This is a genomic window from Gilliamella sp. Gris3-2 (genome assembly GCF_001690345.1).
Taxonomy (GTDB): domain Bacteria; phylum Pseudomonadota; class Gammaproteobacteria; order Enterobacterales; family Orbaceae; genus Gilliamella; species Gilliamella bombi.
This window is the reverse complement of the sequence record NZ_LZHB01000066.1, coordinates 19,370-39,597: the sequence shown is the minus strand read 5'-3', so window position 1 is coordinate 39,597 and position 20,228 is coordinate 19,370. Positions and strand designations below refer to the sequence as shown.

Below are 20,228 nucleotides of genomic sequence, written 5' to 3'. Positions count from 1 at the left end.
ATAAGTAACATATCGATAGAGATAGATTAAATGGTATTATTACAGATCAGCGAACCAGGACAAACTCCACTACCACATCATCGCCGCCTTGCTGTAGGAATTGATCTTGGTACAACTAATTCATTAGTAGCAACGGTACGAAGTGGACAAGCAGAGGTATTGCCTGATTTAGAAGGTAATCCGCTATTGCCATCCGTTGTGCATTATGGCATCGATCATGATGATAACTTTGTTATCACGATTGGAAAAAATGCCAAAGATAATGCTGTGAATGATCCGCAAAATACAGTTAGCTCTATTAAGAGATTAATGGGGCGAAGTTTATCTGATATAGATTTATCACAATTTCCTTATACTTTTTCACAAACTGAAAATGGTGTTCCTTTATTAAATTTGCCTAATGAGCAAGTAAATCCAATACAAGTTTCATCAGAAATTTTGACAGCGTTAGCTGAGCGAGCAAAAGAGAGCTTACAAGGTGAAATTGATGGTGTGGTTATTACTGTGCCAGCTTATTTTGATGATGCACAACGGCAAGCAACAAAAGATGCTGCCAAATTAGCTGGCTTGCATGTATTGCGCCTACTTAATGAACCTACAGCCGCTGCGATTGCGTACGGTTTAGATTCAGGGAAGGAAGGTATAATCGCTGTTTATGATTTAGGTGGCGGTACTTTTGATATTTCTATTTTACGCTTAAATAAAGGTGTTTTTGAGGTTCTAGCAACTAGTGGTGACTCAGCTCTTGGTGGTGATGATTTTGATCGGCTACTTGCTGACTATATAAAAGAGAAATTAGGATTAACTAATAATATAGATCCTTATATTAATCAAAAAATCAGTAGCCAAGCTACCGAAATAAAGATTTTATTAAGTGAGCAAGATTTAGCTGTATTTTCTCTGGATAATCAATCTTTGACTATTACTCGCCAGCAATTTCAACAATTAATTGAGCCATTGGTTAAACGCACTTTAGCTGTTTGTCGCCGTGCATTGAAAGATGCCGAGATTAATGTGGATGAAGTAGTTGAAGTTGTTATGGTTGGCGGCTCTACTCGTGTGCCATTAGTGCGAGAATTAGTAGGGAATTATTTTAAAACTAATCCCTTGATATCTATCGATCCTGATAAAGTAGTTGCTATTGGTGCAGCTATTCAGGCCGATATTTTGGTTGGCAATAAACCCGATTCAGATATGTTATTGCTTGATGTGATCCCATTGTCGTTAGGCATTGAGATCATGGGTGAATTGGTCGAAAAAATTATTCCACGTAATAGTACAATTCCGTGTGCAAGAGCTCAAGAGTTTACAACTTTTAAAGATGGTCAAACTGCGATGATGGTTCATGTTTTACAAGGAGAACGTGAAAGTGTTGCTGATTGTCGATCTTTGGCTCGTTTTACTCTGCAAGGTATTCCAGCAATGCCTGCTGGTGGTGCGCACATTAGGGTGACTTTCCAAGTTGATGCTGATGGTTTATTAAGTGTAACAGCAATGGAAAAATCAACGGGTATTGAAGCTGCTATCCAAGTAAAACCTTCATATGGACTGACTGATAATGAAATTGCCGATATGATTCAAGATTCAATCAGTTACGCACAGCAAGATAAACAGATTCGAATACTTGCTGAACAAAAAGTTGAGGCAGCTAGAGTGCTTGAAAGCTTGCAAAGTGCTTTAGATAAAGATGCTGACTTATTAGATGAAAGTGAACTAAACCATATTTTAATTGCTAAGCATCAATTACAAGCTGTAAGTGAGTCAAATGACAGTTATGCAATTGAAAAACAAATTAAAATTGTTGATAAAGTAACACAAAATTTTGCAGCTAAGCGAATGGATAGGTCAATTCGACATGCGTTAACTGGCCATAACGTTGATGATATTTAACTAACGAGATTATTATGCCAAAAATTACTTTTTTACCGAATACGGAGCTTTGTCCAGATGGAAAAACTGTTGATGCCCAAGAAGGCGAATCCATTTTAGAAGTGGCATTGCGCAATGATATTGAAATCGAGCATGCTTGTGAAATGTCATGTGCTTGTTCAACATGCCACTGTATTGTGCGTAAGGGATTTGATTCGCTTGAAGTAAGCGATGAGCAAGAAGATGATATGTTAGATAAAGCTTGGGGAGTTGAACCGCATAGTCGTTTAAGCTGTCAAGCTCGTGTCACGAATGAAGATTTAGAGGTCGAAATCCCAAGATATAGCCTTAATCATGCCAAAGAAGATCATTAGTAAATTATCATAATGATTATCCATTATGGGTTAATATAAAAATAACATTAAATCTGGTTATTTGATTGAAATTTGGTAATTGTAAATTAATAACCAGAAAAAGCTTCCCATCTTTAAACCCAAATATCTGTATTTATTTCTTGCCGTTAGTTAACTAACAGAGTATAATTGCCCCACTTTGTTTATTGCCTTTATGTAAGCAAATGAGAAAAAGATATAATTGTTATATAAGAAATAGCTAATTATATCAACAATACTCCCGATTTGGGGGTTACGAAAAAGAACGGATTACACTCTCCTGTCAATCGAAACAGGGAAAGAGGAGTAGTCTTTTGTTATAACTTTTAAATAATGGAGCTCTGGTCTCATGTCGAACCAAAGAATCCGTATCCGGTTAAAAGCGTTTGATCATCGTTTGATTGATCAATCAACTGCTGAAATTGTAGAAACTGCGAAGCGCACAGGTGCGCAAGTTCGTGGTCCTATTCCATTACCGACACGCAAAGAGCGTTTCACTGTATTGATTTCTCCACACGTAAATAAAGATGCGCGTGATCAGTACGAGATTCGCACTCATAAGCGTCTAGTTGATATTGTTGAGCCAACTGAAAAAACAGTTGATGCTTTAATGCGTCTAGACCTTGCTGCCGGTGTTGATGTGCAGATCAGTTTAGGTTAATCCTAAGCTGAATGATTGAGAGGTCGAAACAATGATTGGTTTAATCGGTCGTAAAGTAGGAATGACGCGTATCTTCACTGAAGATGGTGTTTCTATTCCTGTCACCGTAGTTGAAGTTCAAAGCAACCGCATTACTCAAGTTAAAACACTTGAGAATGATGGTTATCAAGCTATTCAGGTTACTACTGGCAGTAAAAAAGCAAGCAGCGTAAACAAACCTGAAGCAGGTCATTTCGCTAAGGCTGGCGTTGAAGCTGGTCGTGGTCTATGGGAATTCCGTTTTGAAGAAGGCGAATTTTCTGTAGGTCAAAGTATTAACGTTGATATCTTCGCTGACGTTAAGAAAGTTGATGTTACTGGAACATCTAAAGGTAAAGGTTTTGCTGGCGTTACTAAACGTTGGAATTTCCGTACTCAAGATGCTACTCATGGTAACTCTTTGGCACACCGTGGTCATGGTTCTATTGGTCAAAACCAAACTCCGGGTAAAGTGTTTAAAGGTCGTAAAATGGCAGGTCACCTAGGTAATGAACGTGTAACTGTTCAAAACTTAGATATTGTACGTGTTGATGCTGAACGTAATCTTTTATTAATTAAAGGTGCAGTTCCTGGCGCAATCAATAGTGACGTAATTGTTAAACCGGCAATCAAGGCTTAACGTCGAGGAGATAGAGATGGAATTAGTAGTAAAAGACGCGAAAGCGCTTTCTGTTTCCGAAACTACCTTCGGACGTGAGTTTAATGAAGCGTTAGTTCATCAAGTAGTTGTTGCTTATGCATCTGCTGCTCGTCAAGGTTCTCGCGCACAAAAAACTCGTGCAGAAATCGCTGGTTCAGGTAAAAAACCATGGCGTCAAAAAGGTACCGGTCGTGCTCGTTCAGGTTCAATTAAGAGCCCAATCTGGCGCAGTGGTGGTGTAACATTTGCAGCAAAACCACAAGATCATAGCCAAAAAGTTAACCGTAAAATGTATCGTGGTGCATTAAAGAGTATTTTCTCTGAATTAGTGCGTCAAGAACGTTTAGTTGTGGTTGAAACATTTACTGTTGAAGCACCTAAGACTAAATTATTAACTCAGAAATTAAACGATATGAATCTTAATGATGTTCTTATTATCGCTTCTGAAGTTGATGAAAATCTTTTCTTAGCAGCACGTAACTTACATAAAGTTGATGTGCGTGATGTGGCAGGTATTGATCCAGTTAGTTTGATTGCATTTGACAAAGTGGTTATCACAGTTGATGCCGTTAAACAAGTAGAGGAGATGTTAGCATGATTCGTGAAGAGCGTCTGCTTAAAGTCCTGCGAGCACCACATGTTTCTGAAAAAGCATCTATTTCAATGGAAAAAACAAATACATTAGTATTGAAAGTTGCTAAAGATGCTACTAAGAGAGAGATTAAAGCCGCAGTTGAACAACTATTTGAAGTTAAAGTAGATGACGTTAATACACTTGTTGTTAAAGGTAAAGTTAAACGTCGTGGTCAACAAATCGGTCGCCGTAGCGACTGGAAAAAAGCTTACGTTACTTTAGCAGAAGGTCAAAATTTAGACCTTGCTGGCGTCGCTGAGTAATTCGGAGGAGTAAGAACAATGGCAGTTGTTAAGTGTAAACCTACATCTCCGGGTCGTCGCCACGTTGTTAAAGTGGTTAACCCAGAGTTGCATAAAGGTAAACCTTATGCACCGTTGCTTGATTCAAAAAGCAAAACTGGTGGTCGCAATAATAATGGTCGTATCACTACCCGTCACATTGGTGGTGGTCATAAACAACATTATCGTATTGTTGACTTTAAGCGTAATAAAGATGGTATTCCAGCAGTTGTTGAACGTTTGGAATATGATCCAAACCGTAGTGCAAATATTGCATTGGTTTTATATAAAGACGGTGAACGCCGTTATATTTTAGCGCCTAAAGGCTTAAAAGCAGGTGATCAGATCCAATCTGGTGTTGATGCAGCAATTAAAACAGGTAACTGTTTACCAATGCGCAATATCCCAGTCGGTTCTACTGTGCATAATATTGAAATGAAACCAGGTAAAGGCGGACAAATTGCTCGCTCTGCTGGTAGTTATGTTCAAATCGTTGCGCGTGATGGTGCTTATGTAACATTACGTCTACGTTCAGGTGAAATGCGTAAAGTATTATCTGATTGTCGTGCCACTATTGGTGAAGTTGGTAATTCAGAGCATATGCTTCGTGTATTAGGTAAAGCGGGTGCAACGCGTTGGCGTGGTGTTCGTCCTACTGTTCGTGGTACAGCAATGAACCCGGTAGACCATCCACATGGTGGTGGTGAAGGTCGTAACTTTGGTAAACATCCTGTGTCTCCATGGGGTCAAAAAGCCAAAGGATTGAAAACGCGTAGCAACAAACGTACTGATAAGTATATTGTTCGCCGTCGCAATAAGAAATAATTAATATAGAGGATTAGCTATGCCACGTTCTCTCAAGAAGGGTCCTTTTATTGACCTACACTTGCTGAAGAAGGTAGAGAAAGCGGTGGAAAGCGGGGACAAGAAACCAATTCGTACTTGGTCCCGTCGTTCAACGATCTTTCCTAACATGATCGGTTTGACCATCGCTGTCCATAATGGTCGTCAGCACGTTCCAGTTTATGTTTCCGACGAAATGGTTGGTCATAAATTGGGTGAATTCGCGCCGACTCGTACTTATCGCGGCCATGCGGCTGATAAGAAAGCTAAGAAGAAATAAGTAGGAGAAAGAGATGGAAACAATTGCAAAGTACCGCCACGCTCGTTCTTCTGCACAAAAGGTTCGCTTAGTTGCAGATCTTGTTCGCGGTAAGAATGTGTCTCAGGCACTAGATATTTTAACGTACACCAATAAAAAAGCGGCTGTACTTGTTAAAAAAGTATTAGAGTCTGCTATTGCTAACGCAGAGCATAACGATGGTGCTGATATTGATGATCTAAAAGTTGCGAAGATTTTCGTAGATGAAGGCCCAACCATGAAGCGTATTATGCCTCGTGCGAAAGGTCGTGCAGATCGAATTTTGAAGCGTACGAGTCACATCACCGTGATCGTTTCAGATCGCTAGGCTGGAGAATAGCAATGGGTCAAAAAGTAAATCCAAATGGTATCCGATTAGGCATTGTCAAGCCTTGGACATCTACATGGTATTCGGGTACAAAGACATTCGCTGATAATTTAGAAAGTGATTTTAGAGTGCGTGAATTCTTAAATAAAGAATTATCTCAAGCGTCAATCTCTAAGATTGTGATCGACCGTTCAGCAGAAACTAACGTTCGTATTACTATTCACACTGCTCGTCCGGGTATCGTGATTGGTAAAAAAGGCGAGGACGTTGAAAAATTACGTAATGCCGTAGCTTCTATTGTCAATAAATATAAAGACAAAAGAGAAAAACGTGATGTTGCAGTACAAATTAATATTGCTGAAGTTCGTAAACCAGAACTTGATGCTAAATTAGTTGCTGATAGCATTACTTCTCAGTTAGAACGCCGTGTTATGTTCCGTCGTGCTATGAAACGTGCGGTTCAAAATGCAATGAAGGCGGGTGCTAAAGGTATCAAAGTCGAAGTAAGTGGTCGTTTAGGCGGTGCTGAAATTGCTCGTAGCGAATGGTATCGTGAAGGTCGTGTACCTTTACATACATTACGAGCTGATATTGACTATGGTTTATCTGAAGCATTAACTACCTATGGTATTATTGGTGTTAAAGTGTGGATCTTCAAAGGTGAGATCCTTGGTGGTATGGCTGCCGTTGAACAAGCAGAAAAACAACCTGCTGCTCAACCGAAAAAGCAGCGAAAAGGCCGAAAACAATAAGGAGCGTCGCTGATGTTACAACCAAAGCGTACAAAATTCCGTAAAGTGCACAAGGGCCGCAATCGTGGTCTTGCTGTGAGTACTGACGTTAGTTTCGGTACATTCGGTCTTAAGGCTGTAGGTCGTGGTCGTTTGACTGCGCGCCAGATCGAAGCAGCACGTCGTGCAATGACTCGTGCAGTTAAGCGTCAAGGTAAAATCTGGATTCGAGTTTTCCCTGATAAACCAATTACCGAAAAACCACTTGCAGTGCGTATGGGTAAAGGTAAGGGTAACGTTGAATACTGGGTTGCTCAGATTCAACCAGGTAAAGTCCTTTATGAAATGGACGGTGTACCGGAAGAAGTTGCTCGTGAAGCATTTGCGTTGGCAGCTGCAAAACTGCCAATTAAAACCACCTTTGTGATTAAGACGGTGATGTAAATGAAAGCAAAAGAGCTACGCGAAAAAAGCGTTGAAGAGTTAAATACTGAACTTCTTAATTTATTACGTGAGCAATTTAACTTACGTATGCAATTAGCTGGAGGTCAGTTAACACAGACTCATATGTTAAAACAAGTGCGTCGTAATATTGCACGAGTTAAAACATTATTAACTGAAAAGGCGGGTGCGTAATATGACTACTGAAGTAAAAATTCGTACTCAGCAAGGTCGTGTTATTAGCGACAAAATGGATAAATCTATTACTGTAGCTATTGAACGTAAAGTGAAGCATCCGTTATATGGTAAGTTCATTAAACGTACGACTAAATTGCATGTACATGATGAAAACAACGAGTGTGGTATTGGTGATACTGTAGAGATTAAAGAGTGTCGTCCATTATCAAAAACCAAATCTTGGACTCTTGTTCGAATCGTTGAAAAAGCAGTTATTTAATCTTTTTTTGATTGAAAACTGTACATAATATAATAAACGGCTGAACGGCCGTTTATTTTATGCTATCCATTTTATTTGAGTGGTGTTATACTATGCATCCTCACGTAAGTGGGTTTTTGGTTGTCTATTCTTATCCATGGTAGTTGAGGTGGATGAAGGTAGATTAGACAATAATTAATTTATACGGAGCATTAAAATGATCCAAGAACAGACTAGGCTAGATGTTGCTGATAACTCTGGCGCACGTAGCGTAATGTGTATCAAGGTTCTCGGTGGATCGCACCGTCGTTATGCAGCAGTAGGCGATATCATCAAAGTTACCATTAAAGAAGCAATTCCGCGTGGTAAAGTTAAAAAAGGTGATGTACTTAAAGCTGTTGTTGTGCGTACTAGAAAAGGTGTTCGTCGCCCTGATGGATCTGTCATTCGTTTCGATCGCAATGCTTGTGTTATTTTAAATAATAACAGTGAGCAACCGATTGGTACGCGTATTTTTGGACCGGTCACTCGTGAACTTCGCTCTGAGAAGTTTATGAAGATCATTTCATTAGCACCAGAAGTACTGTAAGGAGCGGGTAATGGCAGCGAAAATTCGTCGAGAAGATGAAGTTATCGTGTTAACTGGCAAAGATAAAGGTAAACGCGGTAAAGTTAAGAGTGTTTTGTCTACAGGCAAAGTGATTGTTGAAGGTATCAATTTGGTGAAAAAACATCAAAAACCAGTACCTGCATTAAATCAAGAAGGTGGAATTGTTGAAAAAGAAGCAGCTATTAATGTTTCTAATGTGGCAATTTTTAATCCAGCTACAGGCAAAGCAGATCGCGTAGGCTTTCGTATTGAAGACGGTAAAAAAGTCCGTTTTTATAAGTCTACTAATGAATTAATCAATTAAGTAATTTGGAGTGTACGATGGCGAAACTGCATGATTACTACAAAGCACAGGTAGTAAATAAACTGCAAGAACAGTTTGGCTACAAATCTGTCATGCAAGTCCCTCGGATCGAAAAGATCACCTTGAATATGGGTGTGGGTGAAGCAATTACTGATAAGAAATTATTAGATAATGCTGTTGCAGATTTAGCTGCAATCAGTGGTCAAAAACCACTAGTCACTAAAGCACGCAAATCAGTTGCTGGTTTTAAAATCCGTCAAGGGTATCCTATTGGTTGTAAAGTCACTTTACGTGGCGAACGTATGTGGGAATTTTTTGAGCGCCTAGTTTATATTGCCCTTCCTCGTACTCGAGATTTTCGTGGTTTAAGCGCAAAATCTTTTGATGGTCGTGGCAACTATAGCATGGGTGTTCGTGAGCAAATCGTTTTCCCTGAAATCGATTATGACAAAGTTGATCGTGTTCGTGGTTTAGATATTACTATCACCACTACTGCACAATCAGATGAAGAAGGCCGAGCTTTATTATCTGCCTTTAACTTCCCATTTCGTAAGTAAGGTAGGGCATAATGGCTAAACAATCAATGATTGAACGCGATAAGAAACGCGTAAAGCTAGCAGAAAAATATTTTGCAAAGCGTCAAGAATTAAAAGCGATTATCTCTGATCTTAATGCATCAGATGAAGATCGTTGGAATGCAGTGCTTAAATTGCAAACGCTTCCTCGTGATTCTAGTCCATCACGTCAACGTCGTCGTTGTCGTCAAACTGGTCGTCCTCATGGCGTCCTTCGTAAGTTTGGTTTAAGCCGTATTAAGGTTCGTGAGTCAGCCATGCGTGGTGAGATTCCTGGTCTTAAAAAGGCAAGTTGGTAATCAGGGGAGTGTTATAGATGAGCATGCAAGATCCTATAGCAGATATGTTGACCCGTATTCGTAATGGTCAATCTGCGAATAAAGTTGCAGTCACCATGCCTTCCTCTAAGCTAAAAGTGGCAATTGCCAATGTGCTAAAAGAAGAAGGTTATATTGGGGACTTTAAAGTTGTTGGTAACACTAAGCCGGAGCTGGAAATTACTTTAAAATATTTCCAAGGTAAAGCTGTTGTAGAAAGTATCAAACGTGTTAGCCGTCCAGGTTTACGTATTTATAAACGTAAAGATGAATTGCCGAAAGTTATGGCAGGATTAGGTATCGCAGTCGTTTCTACTTCTAAAGGTGTTATGACTGATCGTGCAGCACGCCAAGCAGGTCTTGGTGGTGAAATTATCTGCTACGTAGCGTAAGGGAGAAAAGAATGTCTCGTGTTGCAAAAGCACCTGTCGTTGTTCCTGCTGGCGTAGAGGTAAAACTCAATGGTCAGGTAATTACGATTAAAGGTAAAAATGGCGAATTATCTCGCACAATAAATAATGCTGTTGTGATTAATCAAGAAGAAGGACAAATTAAATTTGCTCCTCGTGATGGTTTTGCAGATGCTTGGGCTCAAGCTGGGACTGCACGTGCTTTGATTAATTCAATGGTTATTGGTGTTACTGAAGGTTTTACTAAAAAACTTCAGTTAGTTGGTGTCGGTTATCGTGCACAAGTAAAAGGTAATACAATTAGTTTATCTCTTGGATATTCACATCCAATTGAACATCAATTACCTGCAGGTGTAACAGCTGAATGTCCTTCTCAAACTGAAATCGTACTAAAAAGTACTGATAAGCAATTAATTGGACAAGTAGCTGCTGATATCCGTGCTTATCGTCGTCCTGAGCCTTATAAAGGTAAAGGTGTTCGTTACGCAGATGAAGTTGTGCGTACTAAAGAAGCTAAGAAAAAGTAAGGTAACACTATGGATAAGAAATCAGCTCGTATCCGTCGTGCAACTAAAGCGCGTCGCAAGATGCATGAACTACTTGCGACTCGCTTAGTGGTTCACCGCACTCCGCGTCATATTTATGCGCAGATTATCGCACCAAACGGATCAGAAGTACTGGCAGCCGCTTCTACATTAGAAAAAGCTATCAGTGAAAGTTTAAAATACACTGGAAACAAAGACGCAGCCGCAGCGGTTGGTAAAGCAATTGCTGAACGTGCGTTAGCGAAAGATATCAAAGAAGTTTCTTTTGATCGTTCAGGTTTCCAATATCATGGTCGAGTTCAGGCGCTAGCAGATGCTGCTCGCGAAGCTGGCCTACAGTTCTAAGGTAGGAGTTAAAGATGTCAAACATCGAAAAACAAGCTGGTGAACTGCAGGAAAAACTAATCGCAGTTAACCGAGTTTCTAAAACCGTAAAAGGTGGTCGTATTTTTAGTTTTTCTGCACTAACAGTTGTTGGTGACGGTAATGGCCGCGTAGGTTTTGGATATGGTAAAGCACGTGAAGTGCCAGCAGCAATCCAAAAAGCAATGGAAAAAGCACGTCGCAATATGATTAATGTTGCTTTAAATAACGATACTTTACAGCATCCTGTTAAAGGTGCTCACACAGGCTCTCGTGTTTATATGCAACCAGCATCAGAAGGTACTGGTATTATCGCCGGTGGTGCGATGCGTGCAGTTTTAGAAGTTGCTGGAGTTCGTAACGTTCTAGCTAAAGCATATGGTTCTACTAACCCAATTAATGTGGTTCGTGCAACTATTGATGGCTTAGAAAGTATGAAATCACCAGAAATGGTTGCTGCTAAACGTGGTAAAACCGTCGAAGAAATTTTGGGGTAATTAACCATGGCAAAAACAATTAAAATTACACAAACTCGTAGTTCTATAGGTCGTCTGCCTAAGCATAAAGCGACATTAGTAGGTCTAGGATTACGTCGTATTGGTCATACTGTTGAGCGTGAGGATACTCCTGCAATTCGTGGTATGGTAAACCAAGTTTATTACATGGTTAAAGTGGAGGAGTAATAGTAATGCGTTTAAATACTTTATCTCCTGCTGAAGGTTCAAAGCATGCACCAAAACGTCTTGGTCGAGGAATCGGTTCAGGATTAGGTAAAACTGGTACTCGTGGTATTAAAGGTCAAAAATCTCGTTCAGGTGGTGGCGTTCGTCGCGGCTTTGAAGGTGGTCAAATGCCTTTATATCGTCGTTTACCAAAATTTGGTTTTACCTCACGTAAAGCTCAAGTTACAGCTCAAGTTCGTCTTTCAGATTTGATGAAAGTCGAAGGCGATATTGTTGACCTAAATAGCTTAAAAGTTGCAAATGTGATTAATTCACATATCGAATATGCAAAAATCATGTTATCTGGTGAAGTAACTAAACCAGTAACTGTTCGCGGTATTCGAGTAACTAAAGGTGCTAAAGCTGCAATTGAAGCTGTTGGCGGAAAAATTGAGGAATAATTAGAAAGATGGCAAAGCAACCAGGATTAGATTTTCAAAGTACACGGGGCGGTAGTGGTGAGCTTAAAAGACGCTTGATGTTTGTGCTTTTAGCGCTTATTGTTTTTCGTCTTGGTTCTTATATTCCGGTTCCTGGTATTGATACTAAAGCGTTATCGGACTTACTAACAAGAGCATCGTCAGACGGTATTGTTGGTATGTTCAATATGTTCTCTGGTGGTGCTTTAAGCCGTGCTTCAATTTTTGCATTAGGGATAATGCCTTATATTTCCGCATCAATTATCGTGCAGTTATTAACGGCAATTAGCCCTAAGTTAGCAGAATTGAAGAAAGAAGGTGAATCAGGTCGTAAAAAAATTAGTCAGTACACTCGTTATGGCACACTTGCTTTAGCAATAGTACAGGCTATTGGTATTTCAACTGGTTTACCAAATATTCCTGGTTATGAACATGTTGTAATTAATCCAGGATTTTCTTTCTATTTTATCGCATCGGTTAGCTTAGTTACTGGCACTATGTTTCTTATGTGGTTGGGCGAACAAATCACCGAACGAGGTGTAGGTAATGGTATTTCTATCATTATCTTTGCTGGTATTGTGGCAAGTCTTCCTCATGCTATTTATGAAACACTTGAACAAGCTCGCTCTGGTTCATTGCATCCGATTTTATTATTGGTTGTTGCTGCATTAGTGGTTGGTGTAACTTATTTTGTTGTATTTGTTGAACGTGGTCAGCGACGAATTGTTGTTAACTATGCGCAACGACAACAAGGTCGTCGTGTTTATGCTGCACAAAGTACACACTTACCATTAAAGATTAATATGGCAGGAGTTATTCCAGCGATATTTGCCTCGACAATTGCTATGTTACCATCAATGATGGCTTCTTGGTTCCAAGGAGATGGTGAAGGATGGAGATATTTTATTGTACTTATCGGTCAATACTTCAATCATGATCAACCGTTATACATAATCTTTTTTGCTGCGGCGATTATCTTCTTTTGTTTCTTCTATACAGCATTGGTTTTTAACCCAAGAGAAACAGCAGATCAGCTAAAAAAATCTGGTGCATTTATTCCAGGTATCCGTCCAGGTGAACAAACATCTAAGTATATTGACAAGGTAATGACTCGTTTAACGCTAATTGGCGCAATCTACATTACTTTTGTATGTTTGGTTCCAATGTTTATGACAAGCGCAATGAAGGTTCCAGTTCAATTTGGTGGGACATCGTTATTAATTGTTGTTGTTGTAATCATGGATTTTATGGCACAAGTACAGACTTTAATGATGCCAAATCGTTATGAGTCAGTGTTAAAGAAAGCGAATCTTAAAGGCTATGGCCGATAAGTTAGCCAGAAGTTACGGAGAAAAAAATGAAAGTTCGTGCTTCAGTCAAGAAATTATGCAGAAATTGTAAAATCATTAAACGTAATGGCATCGTTCGTGTTATTTGCGTTGAAGGTAAACACAAACAACGTCAAGGTTAATTTATTTAACTGGAAAGTTGAGCTTTTGCATATTTTTCTTGCCAAAGTATAGTAAAGCTGGCTAGAATAGCCAGCCTAGATTTATTTGTAAATTCACTGTTTGAGTATCCTGAAAACGGGCTTTTCAGTATGGTGAATTTGCTAAACATTAACAATAAAGGAGTGCATAGTGGCCCGTATAGCAGGCATTAACATTCCTGATCAACAACATGCTGTAATTGCTTTACAAGCAATTTATGGTATTGGAAATACTCGAGCTAAGACAATTTGTGCTGAAGCTGGTATTCCTGAACATGTTAAGATCAGAGAACTATCTGAAGATCAGATTGAAAAGTTACGTGAACAAGTCGCTAAATTCACTGTTGAAGGTGATTTACGCCGAGAAGTAACTATGAGTATCAAGCGTTTATTAGACCTTGGTTGTTATCGTGGCATGCGTCACCGTCGTGGACTTCCTGTTCGCGGTCAACGCACAAAGACTAACGCTCGTACCCGTAAGGGACCGCGTAAGCCAATCAAGAAATAATTGAGGTATAATTAAATGGCAAAGACACCTGTTCGTACACGTAAACGTGTAAAAAAGCAAGTTTCTGATGGTATAGCTCATATTCATGCATCATTCAACAATACAATCGTAACTATTACCGATCGTCAAGGTAATGCGTTAGGTTGGGCAACCGCTGGTGGTTCTGGTTTCCGTGGCTCTCGTAAATCAACTCCTTTTGCAGCTCAAGTGGCCGCAGAACGTTGTGCTGAAGCTGTCAAAGATTACGGAATTAAGAATCTGGAAGTTATGGTAAAAGGACCTGGTCCTGGTCGTGAGTCAACAATTCGTGCATTAAATGCAGCGGGTTATCGCATCACTAACATTACTGATGTTACTCCGATTCCTCATAACGGTTGTCGTCCACCAAAGAAACGTCGTGTTTAATTTTTTAAACATTGAATGTTTAGGATTATTGGAGAAATAAAATGGCAAGATATTTGGGACCAAAACTCAAATTAAGTCGTCGTGAAGGTACAGATTTATTCCTTAAATCTGGTGTCCGAGCGATTGATAGTAAATGTAAATTAGAACAAGCTCCTGGACAACATGGTGCGCGTAAACCGCGTTTATCAGATTATGGTGTTCAGTTACGTGAAAAGCAAAAAGTTAGACGTATTTATGGAATTTTAGAACGTCAATTCCGTAATTACTACAAAAGCGCAGCTCGAATTAAAGGCAATACCGGTGAAAACCTACTTGGTCTTTTAGAACGTCGCTTAGATAACGTTGTTTATCGCATGGGATTTGGTGCAACTCGTGCTGAAGCTCGTCAATTAGTTAGTCATAAAGCTGTTCTTGTTAATGGTCGTGTTGTGAATATTGCATCTTATCAAGTTTCACCTGAAGATGTGATTAGTGTTCGCGAAAAATCAAAAAAACAAGCACGTATTAAAGCCGCTTTAGAGCTAGCTGAACAACGTGAAAAACCAACATGGTTAGAAGTTGATGCTAGCAAAATGGAAGGTGTATTTAAACGCTTACCAGAACGTTCAGATTTATCTGCTGATATCAACGAACATTTGATCGTCGAACTTTACTCTAAGTAAAGTTTAGCACTTAAGAGAGGACATAATGCAGGGTTCTGTAACAGAGTTTTTAAAACCTCACCTAGTTGATGTTGTTCAATACAGCCAAACACATGCTAAAGTGACTTTAGAGCCACTAGAACGTGGTTTTGGCCATACTTTAGGTAATGCACTACGCCGCATTTTATTATCATCTATGCCGGGATATGCAGTAACCGAAGTTGAAATTGACGGTGTTCTGCATGAGTACAGTACTAAAGAAGGCGTTCAAGAAGATGTACTTGATATTCTGCTTAATTTAAAAAAATTAGCAGTACGTGTACATACGAAAGATGATGTTATGCTGACTTTAAACAAATCGGGCATAGGTGCAGTAACAGCATCTGATATCACTCATGATGGTGATGTTGAAATTGTTAATCCTGATTTAGTGATTTGTCATCTTACTGATGCCAATGCTTCAATTAGTATGCGTATTCGTGTACAACGAGGACGTGGTTATGTCCCTGCTTCTGCTCGCGTTAAGTCAGAAGATGAAGAACGACCAATCGGTCGTCTGTTAGTTGACGCATGTTATAGCCCTGTAGAGCGCATTGCATATTCTGTTGATGCTGCTCGTGTGGAACAACGTACGGATTTAGATAAACTTGTTATCGATATGGAAACTAATGGTACTATCGATCCAGAAGAATCTATTCGTCGTGCATCAACTATTTTGGCTGAACAACTTGAAGCTTTCGTTGATTTACGAGATGTACGTCAACCAGAAGTTAAAGAAGATAAACCGGAATTTGATCCAATCCTTTTACGTCCAGTAGATGATTTGGAATTAACTGTTCGGTCTGCTAATTGCTTAAAGGCAGAAGCAGTTCATTATATTGGTGATTTAGTACAACGTACCGAAGTTGAGTTACTTAAAACCCCTAATCTTGGTAAGAAATCACTTACTGAAATTAAGGACGTGCTCGCATCTCGTGGTTTATCTTTAGGCATGCGTCTTGAGAATTGGCCACCAGCAAGTATTGTTGAAGACTAAGATAAAATTTATATAAGAAGGATAAAGTTATGCGCCATCGTAAAAGTGGTCGTCAACTGAACCGAAATAGCAGCCATCGTCAAGCAATGTTTCGTAACATGACAAGTTCACTTGTTGAACATGAAATCATCAAAACTACATTGCCTAAAGCAAAAGAGTTGCGTCGTGTTGTTGAACCGTTAATTACGCTAGCCAAAAGCGATAGCGTAGCTAATCGCCGTCTGGCTTTTGCTCGTATCCGTGATAAAGATACAGTTAAAAAATTATTTTCAGATTTAGGTCCACGTTTTGCTACCCGTCCTGGCGGTTATGTACGTATTTTAAAATGTGGTTTCCGTGATGGAGATAATGCTCCAATGGCTTATATTGAATTAGTTGATCGTCCTGCAGTAGAAGAAGCAGCATCAGCTGAATAATAATAAATCATTGTGTATTAAAACCGGCTATATGCCGGTTTTTTTATTTATGTTTACTATATTTGAAAACTCAAATTACTAACTTTAGTTAAAATTAGTTAAAAACTAAAAGAGATCAAGACAAAATTATTAAATAAATAATTGTTAACAACAGTTATTTACCTCATAAATACAATTAATAGTGAGGTGGTGGTGTTTCTTCAGATAAATTAGCAATGTTTGAAGGTTGTGTTGCCTGTAGTTTTTGAGACAATAACGTCAATTGTTCTTTTAATTTGCTAACATCAGCTTGAAGGTTAGTTACCATTTGATTAAGTTCTTCGATGGTGATTTCTTGAAAAGCTACTTTGGTTTCAAGTAATTCTAATTGCTGGTTCATAAAATAAATTCATATATAGATTAGTTGATTAAATTACATTGTAAGTAAAAATAGCTACGAAATCCATCCATGCTCTGCAAAAGAGAAATATTCACCTTTACCTATAACAATATGATCTATGACTCGAATATCAACCAATTCACAAACTTCTTCTATTTTTTGTGTAAGATGGCGATCTGCCTGACTAGGTTTTGCCACACCTGAAGGATGATTATGAGCTAGAATCAATGCGGCTGCGTTATGTTGTAATGCTCGTCTAACAACTTCTCTTGGGTGGACTTCAACACAATTATAGGTACCGACAAACATATCTTCTGATGCTATGACGCGATTTTGATTATCTAAAAAAATAACCATAAAAACTTCACGATCTTTATTAGCCAATCGACTAGCTAAATAGTGATGTGTCAAAGATGATGATGTCAAAAAATTATCGGTAGTCATTTTAACTTTTAAATATCTATAAGAAAGTTCAACAACTGCTTTCAATTGTGTATATTTAGCCGTTCCCAATCCTTTCTTCTTGCAAAAATCACTATGGCTTGCATTAATTAAATTATAAAAAGAACCAAACTCATTTAATAGCTTTTGTGACAGTTCCAAAACGGGCAAATCTCGAGTGCCAGTGCGTAAAAAAAGAGCAAGTAATTCAGTATCACTGAGTGCTTCAACGCCAAATTTTAAAAGCTTTTCACGTGGCATTAATGCTATTGGTTGTGAAGGCATAGTTGCAGATCCCAATAATCGTAAAATAGAGATTATTAAAGGAAAAATTAGCAAAGCAAAATGATAATTTAAAATATTGGGAGTTGTTTCACAACTTATTAAGCAAAAACACAAAACAGAAGTAAATAAAAAGCGCTATATAGCGCTTTTAAAATTTAATTTGAATTAATTAAGAATTAGTGACAACCGCAGCCACCATGGCCACCGCCACAGCAGCCTGTGTTTTCATCATCTTCGTCTTCATGAGAATGGCCACCACAGCCACAACCGCCATCTCCGTGATCATGACCATGCTCACCATGAATATGCCCGTGAGCAATTTCATCTTCAGTAGCTTCACGAATAGCCAATACTTCAACGTTAAATTGTAAATCTTGTCCAGCTAACATATGGTTTCCATCAATAGTGATGGTATCGCCATCGATAGCGGTGATTTCAACGGGTAAAGAACCATGCTCGGTATCAGCAAAAAATCGCATACCAACTTCAAGTTCATCTACACCAACAAAAACGTCACGAGGAACATTTTGTACAAGAGCATCATTAAAATCCCCGTAAGCATTAATTAGCTCAACGTCAAATTTGTCGCCAACTTGGTGACCATCTAATGCGTTCTCAAGATCTTGTAGCAAGTTACCTGAACCATGTAAATATTCTAATGGCGCTGTCGTAGTTGCTTCATCAACTAAAACACCGTCTTTAGTGCGAACTTGGTATGCTAAACTAACCACTGTATTTTTTGCTATTTTCATTTTTTCTCCAACAAACTTTTATTGAGCAAATTACATTAGATTTTAACGGAAAAAAGAGTATAAGTATTCTAAATTTTATATTTTTGTTCAAAACTTACCAAAAAATAAAATAAAAAAGGCGCAAACATTTATGGTTTAGCGCCTTTTTCACACACACTGAGAGCAGCTTATTTAAGTTCTAATTCATTCATCGCAGCGATGCTAAATCCACCGTCAACGTGAATGACTTCACCTGTAATACCTGATGCTAAATCTGAACATAAAAATGCTGCTGAATTACCCACATCTTCGGTTGTCACAGTGCGACGGATTGGTGTTACTGATTCACAGTGAGATAACATTTTTTTGAAATCTTTAATACCCGATGCCGCCAGTGTACGAATAGGGCCTGCTGAAATTGCATTAACACGGACACCTTCAGGACCCATAGCATTTGCCATATAACGCACATTTGCTTCTAGTGAGGCTTTAGCAAGTCCCATTACATTATAGTTAGGGATTGCACGCTCAGCACCAAGATAAGAAAGTGTCACTAATGCTGAATTTGGATTTAGCATTGAACGACATGCCTTAGCCATAGCAACGAAGCTATAAGAGCTAATATCGTGAGCAATAGCAAAACCTTCGCGGGTAACGGCATTAACATAATCGCCATCTAATTGATCACCTGGTGCGAAAGCAATAGCATGAACAAAACCATCAAATTTATCCCAAGTTTTTGCAAGTTCAGAAAATAGTTCAGAGATGCTTTCATCATGAGCAACATCGCAAGGTAAAACGATTTTAGAACCAAAATCAGCGGCAAACTCTTCAACGCGTGTTTTTAATTTATCATTTTGGTAAGTAAAAGCGAGTTCAGCGCCTTCACGATGCATTGCTTGTGCAATACCGTAAGCAATTGAACGATTACTTGCAACACCCGTAACGAGTATACGTTTACCTGTTAAAAATCCCATAAATTATTCCTCTAATTTTCACTATATAGTCTAGGATGGTGACGATTATATGTTGATCAAGCCAACTTCGCCACTATAAATTTATTTTCGTTGATAGGTTTTTATTTTATTGTCTAAAATAAATGATTGTTTACCATATTAATATCCTACTATAATAGTCAACTATTGTTTTTTTATAGGAGGTACCAATTTGAATAATTTAGTTTGTTACAAAACATTGCCTATTTGGAATGCTGATACATTACCTGCGTTGTTGCGTAAAAAGCATAATACCCAAATTGGTACATGGGCGAAGTTAGAAATTTTAAAAGGAAGTATTGGTTTTGAAATGTTAACCGAACAAGACGAAGTGATTACTAAGCATTGTTTTGATACTCAGCAGCAACCGCCATTTATATTGCCACAGCAATGGCACCGTATAGCCGAAATATCAGATGACTTACAGTGCCAGTTAGCATTTTACTGTTTGCCTGAGGATTATACTCAAAAAAAATACCAAATGACCAAAACCCACTCCGAGGTAATTAACGCAACAAAGATTATCCAAACAGGAAAGGCATTGGATTTAGGTTGTGGTTCAGGTCGTAATTCACTTTACTTGCAGTTACAAGGCTTTGATGTTACCGCGATTGATAAATCAGAGCTCAGTATTGGAAACTTACAAAAAATCATTAATGATGATAACCTTAAGCACATTAATGCAATGGTTTACGATATCAATCAAGCAAATTTACCGGGCGAATATGATTTTATTTTTTCGACCGTTGTCATGATGTTTTTACAACCCGAAAGAATTCCAGCTATTATTAATAACATGCAAAAAATGACCAAATCAGGGGGATATAATTTAATTGTCAGCGCCATGTCTACGTCTGATTATCCTTGCTCTGTTGGGTTTTCATTTACTTTTAAAGAAAACGAGTTGCACCAATATTACCAAGATTGGGAAATACTAAAATATAACGAAGATATTGGACAATTGCATAAAACAGATATACATGGAAACCGAATTAAATTAAGGTTTGCAACCTTATTGGCTAAAAAGAGATAACAATTACAGGA

35 protein-coding genes are annotated in these 20,228 nt (G+C 38.6%); 31 read left to right on the top strand and 4 right to left on the bottom strand.

What is annotated here, in order from left to right; genetic code table 11:
• Positions 1 to 30 precede the first annotated feature (30 nt).
• The 30 genes from hscA to rplQ all read left to right on the top strand — a co-directional run bounded on the left by hscA (position 31) and on the right by rplQ (position 16,353).
• Positions 31 to 1,890 (top strand): Fe-S protein assembly chaperone HscA, encoded by a 1,860-nt coding sequence (hscA, locus tag A9G32_RS08950; RefSeq protein ID WP_065589726.1) that lies wholly within the window; start codon positions 31 to 33, stop codon positions 1,888 to 1,890.
• 14 nt (positions 1,891 to 1,904) lie between these two features.
• Entirely contained in the window at positions 1,905 to 2,243 is a 339-nt protein-coding gene (gene fdx, locus A9G32_RS08945; protein WP_065589725.1) for an ISC system 2Fe-2S type ferredoxin, read from the top strand.
• Between the two features lie 367 nt (positions 2,244 to 2,610).
• Positions 2,611 to 2,922, top strand: coding sequence for a 30S ribosomal protein S10 (gene rpsJ, locus A9G32_RS08940; protein ID WP_006120582.1), 312 nt, complete (start codon positions 2,611 to 2,613; stop codon positions 2,920 to 2,922).
• A 31-nt stretch (positions 2,923 to 2,953) separates the two neighbouring features.
• The gene (gene rplC / locus A9G32_RS08935) at positions 2,954 to 3,580 is read left to right on the top strand and encodes a 50S ribosomal protein L3 (protein WP_065589724.1); all 627 of its coding nucleotides are present in this window, start codon (positions 2,954 to 2,956) and stop codon (positions 3,578 to 3,580) included.
• Positions 3,581 to 3,596: 16 nt separating this feature from the next.
• Positions 3,597 to 4,199, top strand: a complete 603-nt coding sequence (gene rplD / locus A9G32_RS08930) for a 50S ribosomal protein L4 (protein WP_034911160.1) — start codon at positions 3,597 to 3,599, stop codon at positions 4,197 to 4,199.
• Positions 4,196 to 4,498: a 50S ribosomal protein L23 gene (gene rplW, locus A9G32_RS08925; RefSeq protein ID WP_034885052.1), complete on the top strand. Its 303-nt coding sequence runs from the start codon at positions 4,196 to 4,198 to the stop codon at positions 4,496 to 4,498. The genes rplD and rplW overlap by 4 nt, the downstream gene beginning before the upstream one ends.
• A gap of 18 nt (positions 4,499 to 4,516) precedes the next feature.
• Positions 4,517 to 5,341, top strand: a complete 825-nt coding sequence (gene rplB, locus A9G32_RS08920; protein WP_034911158.1) for a 50S ribosomal protein L2 — start codon at positions 4,517 to 4,519, stop codon at positions 5,339 to 5,341.
• Between the two features lie 19 nt (positions 5,342 to 5,360).
• Positions 5,361 to 5,639 (top strand): 30S ribosomal protein S19, encoded by a 279-nt coding sequence (gene rpsS / locus A9G32_RS08915; RefSeq protein ID WP_024496505.1) that lies wholly within the window; start codon positions 5,361 to 5,363, stop codon positions 5,637 to 5,639.
• Positions 5,640 to 5,652: 13 nt separating this feature from the next.
• Entirely contained in the window at positions 5,653 to 5,985 is a 333-nt protein-coding gene (gene rplV, locus A9G32_RS08910; protein WP_034947997.1) for a 50S ribosomal protein L22, read from the top strand.
• A 14-nt stretch (positions 5,986 to 5,999) separates the two neighbouring features.
• Complete coding sequence (gene rpsC / locus A9G32_RS08905; protein WP_065561018.1) at positions 6,000 to 6,737, top strand: 30S ribosomal protein S3; 738 nt, start codon at positions 6,000 to 6,002, stop codon at positions 6,735 to 6,737.
• 12 nt (positions 6,738 to 6,749) lie between these two features.
• Positions 6,750 to 7,160, top strand: a complete 411-nt coding sequence (rplP, locus tag A9G32_RS08900) for a 50S ribosomal protein L16 (protein WP_034911153.1) — start codon at positions 6,750 to 6,752, stop codon at positions 7,158 to 7,160.
• Positions 7,161 to 7,352 carry a 50S ribosomal protein L29 gene (gene rpmC, locus A9G32_RS08895; RefSeq protein WP_034902373.1) on the top strand — a complete coding sequence of 64 codons (192 nt, stop codon included), beginning with the start codon at positions 7,161 to 7,163 and terminating at the stop codon, positions 7,350 to 7,352.
• A gap of 1 nt (position 7,353) precedes the next feature.
• On the top strand, positions 7,354 to 7,614 hold the full coding sequence (gene rpsQ, locus A9G32_RS08890) for a 30S ribosomal protein S17 (RefSeq protein ID WP_034911151.1): 261 nt from the start codon (positions 7,354 to 7,356) through the stop codon (positions 7,612 to 7,614).
• Positions 7,615 to 7,810: 196 nt separating this feature from the next.
• Positions 7,811 to 8,182, top strand: a complete 372-nt coding sequence (gene rplN / locus A9G32_RS08885; protein ID WP_025314392.1) for a 50S ribosomal protein L14 — start codon at positions 7,811 to 7,813, stop codon at positions 8,180 to 8,182.
• Positions 8,183 to 8,192: 10 nt separating this feature from the next.
• Positions 8,193 to 8,507, top strand: a complete 315-nt coding sequence (rplX, locus tag A9G32_RS08880) for a 50S ribosomal protein L24 (protein WP_065561017.1) — start codon at positions 8,193 to 8,195, stop codon at positions 8,505 to 8,507.
• A gap of 17 nt (positions 8,508 to 8,524) precedes the next feature.
• A complete protein-coding gene (rplE, locus tag A9G32_RS08875) occupies positions 8,525 to 9,064 on the top strand; it encodes a 50S ribosomal protein L5 (protein WP_025314394.1) in 540 nt (179 codons plus the stop codon).
• Between the two features lie 11 nt (positions 9,065 to 9,075).
• On the top strand, positions 9,076 to 9,381 hold the full coding sequence (gene rpsN / locus A9G32_RS08870; protein ID WP_025314395.1) for a 30S ribosomal protein S14: 306 nt from the start codon (positions 9,076 to 9,078) through the stop codon (positions 9,379 to 9,381).
• A gap of 17 nt (positions 9,382 to 9,398) precedes the next feature.
• Positions 9,399 to 9,791 (top strand): 30S ribosomal protein S8, encoded by a 393-nt coding sequence (rpsH, locus tag A9G32_RS08865; protein WP_065589723.1) that lies wholly within the window; start codon positions 9,399 to 9,401, stop codon positions 9,789 to 9,791.
• Between the two features lie 11 nt (positions 9,792 to 9,802).
• The gene (gene rplF / locus A9G32_RS08860; RefSeq protein ID WP_034911144.1) at positions 9,803 to 10,336 is read left to right on the top strand and encodes a 50S ribosomal protein L6; all 534 of its coding nucleotides are present in this window, start codon (positions 9,803 to 9,805) and stop codon (positions 10,334 to 10,336) included.
• A 9-nt stretch (positions 10,337 to 10,345) separates the two neighbouring features.
• On the top strand, positions 10,346 to 10,699 hold the full coding sequence (gene rplR / locus A9G32_RS08855) for a 50S ribosomal protein L18 (RefSeq protein WP_025314398.1): 354 nt from the start codon (positions 10,346 to 10,348) through the stop codon (positions 10,697 to 10,699).
• A gap of 14 nt (positions 10,700 to 10,713) precedes the next feature.
• Complete coding sequence (gene rpsE, locus A9G32_RS08850; RefSeq protein WP_034911141.1) at positions 10,714 to 11,214, top strand: 30S ribosomal protein S5; 501 nt, start codon at positions 10,714 to 10,716, stop codon at positions 11,212 to 11,214.
• A 6-nt stretch (positions 11,215 to 11,220) separates the two neighbouring features.
• Positions 11,221 to 11,400, top strand: a complete 180-nt coding sequence (gene rpmD / locus A9G32_RS08845) for a 50S ribosomal protein L30 (protein WP_025314400.1) — start codon at positions 11,221 to 11,223, stop codon at positions 11,398 to 11,400.
• 5 nt (positions 11,401 to 11,405) lie between these two features.
• Complete coding sequence (gene rplO, locus A9G32_RS08840) at positions 11,406 to 11,840, top strand: 50S ribosomal protein L15 (RefSeq protein WP_065589722.1); 435 nt, start codon at positions 11,406 to 11,408, stop codon at positions 11,838 to 11,840.
• 8 nt (positions 11,841 to 11,848) lie between these two features.
• Entirely contained in the window at positions 11,849 to 13,189 is a 1,341-nt protein-coding gene (secY, locus tag A9G32_RS08835) for a preprotein translocase subunit SecY (protein WP_065589721.1), read from the top strand.
• Positions 13,190 to 13,215: 26 nt separating this feature from the next.
• Positions 13,216 to 13,329 carry a 50S ribosomal protein L36 gene (rpmJ, locus tag A9G32_RS08830; RefSeq protein WP_025314403.1) on the top strand — a complete coding sequence of 38 codons (114 nt, stop codon included), beginning with the start codon at positions 13,216 to 13,218 and terminating at the stop codon, positions 13,327 to 13,329.
• A 169-nt stretch (positions 13,330 to 13,498) separates the two neighbouring features.
• Entirely contained in the window at positions 13,499 to 13,855 is a 357-nt protein-coding gene (gene rpsM, locus A9G32_RS08825) for a 30S ribosomal protein S13 (RefSeq protein WP_025314404.1), read from the top strand.
• Between the two features lie 15 nt (positions 13,856 to 13,870).
• On the top strand, positions 13,871 to 14,260 hold the full coding sequence (rpsK, locus tag A9G32_RS08820) for a 30S ribosomal protein S11 (protein WP_025314405.1): 390 nt from the start codon (positions 13,871 to 13,873) through the stop codon (positions 14,258 to 14,260).
• Positions 14,261 to 14,301: 41 nt separating this feature from the next.
• Entirely contained in the window at positions 14,302 to 14,922 is a 621-nt protein-coding gene (gene rpsD, locus A9G32_RS08815) for a 30S ribosomal protein S4 (RefSeq protein ID WP_034911134.1), read from the top strand.
• 25 nt (positions 14,923 to 14,947) lie between these two features.
• Positions 14,948 to 15,937 (top strand): DNA-directed RNA polymerase subunit alpha, encoded by a 990-nt coding sequence (locus A9G32_RS08810; RefSeq protein ID WP_034911133.1) that lies wholly within the window; start codon positions 14,948 to 14,950, stop codon positions 15,935 to 15,937.
• 29 nt (positions 15,938 to 15,966) lie between these two features.
• Positions 15,967 to 16,353 carry a 50S ribosomal protein L17 gene (gene rplQ / locus A9G32_RS08805; protein WP_065589720.1) on the top strand — a complete coding sequence of 129 codons (387 nt, stop codon included), beginning with the start codon at positions 15,967 to 15,969 and terminating at the stop codon, positions 16,351 to 16,353.
• Positions 16,354 to 16,528: 175 nt separating this feature from the next.
• Here rplQ and A9G32_RS08800 read toward each other — a convergent pair whose 3' ends face one another.
• From A9G32_RS08800 to fabI, 4 genes are all read right to left on the bottom strand, one after another.
• Positions 16,529 to 16,732 (bottom strand): SlyX family protein, encoded by a 204-nt coding sequence (locus A9G32_RS08800; protein WP_034911129.1) that lies wholly within the window; start codon positions 16,730 to 16,732, stop codon positions 16,529 to 16,531.
• Positions 16,733 to 16,786: 54 nt separating this feature from the next.
• Positions 16,787 to 17,458 (bottom strand): RadC family protein, encoded by a 672-nt coding sequence (radC, locus tag A9G32_RS08795; RefSeq protein ID WP_065589719.1) that lies wholly within the window; start codon positions 17,456 to 17,458, stop codon positions 16,787 to 16,789.
• A gap of 176 nt (positions 17,459 to 17,634) precedes the next feature.
• Positions 17,635 to 18,210, bottom strand: a complete 576-nt coding sequence (gene slyD / locus A9G32_RS08790) for a peptidylprolyl isomerase (RefSeq protein ID WP_065589718.1) — start codon at positions 18,208 to 18,210, stop codon at positions 17,635 to 17,637.
• A 167-nt stretch (positions 18,211 to 18,377) separates the two neighbouring features.
• Positions 18,378 to 19,166 carry an enoyl-ACP reductase FabI gene (gene fabI, locus A9G32_RS08785; RefSeq protein ID WP_034911124.1) on the bottom strand — a complete coding sequence of 263 codons (789 nt, stop codon included), beginning with the start codon at positions 19,164 to 19,166 and terminating at the stop codon, positions 18,378 to 18,380.
• A 190-nt stretch (positions 19,167 to 19,356) separates the two neighbouring features.
• Between fabI and tehB the strand changes: the two genes are divergently transcribed.
• Positions 19,357 to 20,217, top strand: a complete 861-nt coding sequence (gene tehB / locus A9G32_RS08780) for an SAM-dependent methyltransferase TehB (protein WP_065589717.1) — start codon at positions 19,357 to 19,359, stop codon at positions 20,215 to 20,217.
• Positions 20,218 to 20,228: the final 11 nt, after the last annotated feature.

What these genes read in the sequence shown, in the direction of transcription:
- fdx (WP_065589725.1), top strand. Translation starts at nt 1,905, where the DNA reads ATGCCAAAAATTACTTTTTTACCGAATACGGAGCTTTGTCCAGATGGA.
- rplW (WP_034885052.1), top strand. Translation starts at nt 4,196, where the DNA reads ATGATTCGTGAAGAGCGTCTGCTTAAAGTCCTGCGAGCACCACATGTT.
- rplD (WP_034911160.1), top strand. Translation starts at nt 3,597, where the DNA reads ATGGAATTAGTAGTAAAAGACGCGAAAGCGCTTTCTGTTTCCGAAACT.
- rplO (WP_065589722.1), top strand. Translation starts at nt 11,406, where the DNA reads ATGCGTTTAAATACTTTATCTCCTGCTGAAGGTTCAAAGCATGCACCA.
- rpmJ (WP_025314403.1), top strand. Translation starts at nt 13,216, where the DNA reads ATGAAAGTTCGTGCTTCAGTCAAGAAATTATGCAGAAATTGTAAAATC.
- hscA (WP_065589726.1), top strand. Translation starts at nt 31, where the DNA reads ATGGTATTATTACAGATCAGCGAACCAGGACAAACTCCACTACCACAT.
- rpsK (WP_025314405.1), top strand. Translation starts at nt 13,871, where the DNA reads ATGGCAAAGACACCTGTTCGTACACGTAAACGTGTAAAAAAGCAAGTT.
- rpsC (WP_065561018.1), top strand. Translation starts at nt 6,000, where the DNA reads ATGGGTCAAAAAGTAAATCCAAATGGTATCCGATTAGGCATTGTCAAG.
- A9G32_RS08810 (WP_034911133.1), top strand. Translation starts at nt 14,948, where the DNA reads ATGCAGGGTTCTGTAACAGAGTTTTTAAAACCTCACCTAGTTGATGTT.
- rpsH (WP_065589723.1), top strand. Translation starts at nt 9,399, where the DNA reads ATGAGCATGCAAGATCCTATAGCAGATATGTTGACCCGTATTCGTAAT.
- rpsS (WP_024496505.1), top strand. Translation starts at nt 5,361, where the DNA reads ATGCCACGTTCTCTCAAGAAGGGTCCTTTTATTGACCTACACTTGCTG.
- rplQ (WP_065589720.1), top strand. Translation starts at nt 15,967, where the DNA reads ATGCGCCATCGTAAAAGTGGTCGTCAACTGAACCGAAATAGCAGCCAT.
- rpsD (WP_034911134.1), top strand. Translation starts at nt 14,302, where the DNA reads ATGGCAAGATATTTGGGACCAAAACTCAAATTAAGTCGTCGTGAAGGT.
- rpsQ (WP_034911151.1), top strand. Translation starts at nt 7,354, where the DNA reads ATGACTACTGAAGTAAAAATTCGTACTCAGCAAGGTCGTGTTATTAGC.
- rplR (WP_025314398.1), top strand. Translation starts at nt 10,346, where the DNA reads ATGGATAAGAAATCAGCTCGTATCCGTCGTGCAACTAAAGCGCGTCGC.
- radC (WP_065589719.1), bottom strand. Translation starts at nt 17,458, where the DNA reads ATGCCTTCACAACCAATAGCATTAATGCCACGTGAAAAGCTTTTAAAA.
- rplX (WP_065561017.1), top strand. Translation starts at nt 8,193, where the DNA reads ATGGCAGCGAAAATTCGTCGAGAAGATGAAGTTATCGTGTTAACTGGC.
- rplC (WP_065589724.1), top strand. Translation starts at nt 2,954, where the DNA reads ATGATTGGTTTAATCGGTCGTAAAGTAGGAATGACGCGTATCTTCACT.
- rpsE (WP_034911141.1), top strand. Translation starts at nt 10,714, where the DNA reads ATGTCAAACATCGAAAAACAAGCTGGTGAACTGCAGGAAAAACTAATC.
- slyD (WP_065589718.1), bottom strand. Translation starts at nt 18,210, where the DNA reads ATGAAAATAGCAAAAAATACAGTGGTTAGTTTAGCATACCAAGTTCGC.
- rplB (WP_034911158.1), top strand. Translation starts at nt 4,517, where the DNA reads ATGGCAGTTGTTAAGTGTAAACCTACATCTCCGGGTCGTCGCCACGTT.
- rplV (WP_034947997.1), top strand. Translation starts at nt 5,653, where the DNA reads ATGGAAACAATTGCAAAGTACCGCCACGCTCGTTCTTCTGCACAAAAG.
- rpmD (WP_025314400.1), top strand. Translation starts at nt 11,221, where the DNA reads ATGGCAAAAACAATTAAAATTACACAAACTCGTAGTTCTATAGGTCGT.
- secY (WP_065589721.1), top strand. Translation starts at nt 11,849, where the DNA reads ATGGCAAAGCAACCAGGATTAGATTTTCAAAGTACACGGGGCGGTAGT.
- rpsJ (WP_006120582.1), top strand. Translation starts at nt 2,611, where the DNA reads ATGTCGAACCAAAGAATCCGTATCCGGTTAAAAGCGTTTGATCATCGT.
- fabI (WP_034911124.1), bottom strand. Translation starts at nt 19,166, where the DNA reads ATGGGATTTTTAACAGGTAAACGTATACTCGTTACGGGTGTTGCAAGT.
- rpsN (WP_025314395.1), top strand. Translation starts at nt 9,076, where the DNA reads ATGGCTAAACAATCAATGATTGAACGCGATAAGAAACGCGTAAAGCTA.
- rplP (WP_034911153.1), top strand. Translation starts at nt 6,750, where the DNA reads ATGTTACAACCAAAGCGTACAAAATTCCGTAAAGTGCACAAGGGCCGC.
- rplN (WP_025314392.1), top strand. Translation starts at nt 7,811, where the DNA reads ATGATCCAAGAACAGACTAGGCTAGATGTTGCTGATAACTCTGGCGCA.
- A9G32_RS08800 (WP_034911129.1), bottom strand. Translation starts at nt 16,732, where the DNA reads ATGAACCAGCAATTAGAATTACTTGAAACCAAAGTAGCTTTTCAAGAA.
- rpmC (WP_034902373.1), top strand. Translation starts at nt 7,161, where the DNA reads ATGAAAGCAAAAGAGCTACGCGAAAAAAGCGTTGAAGAGTTAAATACT.
- rplE (WP_025314394.1), top strand. Translation starts at nt 8,525, where the DNA reads ATGGCGAAACTGCATGATTACTACAAAGCACAGGTAGTAAATAAACTG.
- rplF (WP_034911144.1), top strand. Translation starts at nt 9,803, where the DNA reads ATGTCTCGTGTTGCAAAAGCACCTGTCGTTGTTCCTGCTGGCGTAGAG.